This is a genomic window from Streptomyces sp. NPDC127084, from assembly GCF_042724175.1.
Classification (GTDB): Bacteria; Actinomycetota; Actinomycetes; order Streptomycetales; family Streptomycetaceae; genus Streptomyces.
In genome coordinates this window covers 1-1236 of sequence record NZ_JBHXFA010000390.1, presented here as the reverse complement: position 1 = coordinate 1236, position 1236 = coordinate 1, and the positions used below count along the sequence as shown (strand labels likewise).

General features: G+C 69.5%; 1 protein-coding gene and 1 pseudogene. Both read right to left on the bottom strand.

Features of this window, described 5'->3' with window-relative positions:
• Positions 1-174 (bottom strand): annotated as a pseudogene (locus tag ACFWI9_RS34460) (MFS transporter); the annotation flags it as partial.
• 106 nt (positions 175-280) lie between these two features.
• The coding region (locus ACFWI9_RS34455; RefSeq protein WP_387169279.1) for a Zn-dependent alcohol dehydrogenase at positions 281-1236 on the bottom strand (956 nt) is incomplete at its 5' end.

Sequence of the window (1236 nt, the reverse complement as noted above, 5' to 3'; positions counted from 1 at the left end):
GATCTCCCCGAGGACGTAGGCCGCCGCGATGATCGCGCCCAACGAATAGCCCCCGGGCCGCTCGCGCACCAGAAACACCACGCCCAGCGGCGCCATGGCCACAGGCATACGGGCACCGATGGCGGTGCAGGCCCAGGTCAGGACCTGTCGGGAGACAACATCGCGGTAGGTCATGCCACGACGCTACGGGCCGGGACCGACAAGGCCCCACGCATTTCCCACGCCTGTGGACAACTCCCGCCATGCAACCGTCACACACGCCCGACGCACCGTCAGAACATCAGAACGTCAGAACCCCTCGCGCGACCCGCCCCGCCTCCAGGTCCCCCACCGCCTTCTCGAAGTCCTCCACCGGATACGTCCTGGTGACCAACTCGTCGAGCAGCAGCCGCCCTTGGCGGTAGAGCTGGGTGTACAGCGGGATGTCCCGCTGGGGCCGGGAGGATCCGTAGCGGCAGCCGAGGATCGACTTGTCCAGGAACATCGACGAGACGAGGAAGGACGCCTCCGCGGTCGCCGGTGCCGTGCCGAGCAGGATCGCCTGGCCGTGGCGGTCGAGAAGGTCGACGGCCTGCCGGACCAGTTCGACCCGCCCCACGCACTCGAACGCGTGATCCGCCCCGCTCGGCAGAATCTCCCGCACACCCTCCGTCGACGTAAGGAAGTGCGTGGCCCCGAACTGCGACGCGACCGCCTCCTTCGCAGGATTCGCGTCGACGGCGACGATCGTCAACGCCCCCGCGATCCGGGCCCCTTGGATGACATTGAGCCCGATCCCCCCGGTCCCGATGACGACGACACTGTCCCCCCGATCGACCCGGGCCCGATTCAGCACAGCCCCCACGCCCGTCAGCACCCCGCACCCGATGAGCGCGGCGGACGGCATCGGAATGTCCTTGGGTATCCGTACGGCCTGCACGGCCTTCACCACGGTCCGCTCGGCGAACGCCGAGTTGGAGGCGAACTGGTAGACCGGCTGCCCGTCCCGCGTGAACGGCTGCCCCGGCCGCCCGATGGCCTGCCGGCACATGGTCGGCCGCCCCCGGTCGCACTCGGCGCAGGTCCCGCAGTTGGCGAGCGTGGAGAGGGCGACATGGTCCCCGGGCGACACATGGGTGACACCGGCGCCGACCGCCTCCACCACCCCGGCACCCTCATGTCCCAGCACCACAGGAACGGGGAAAGGTATGGTCCCGTCCACCACAGACAGATCGCTATGGCACAGCCCGGCCGCCG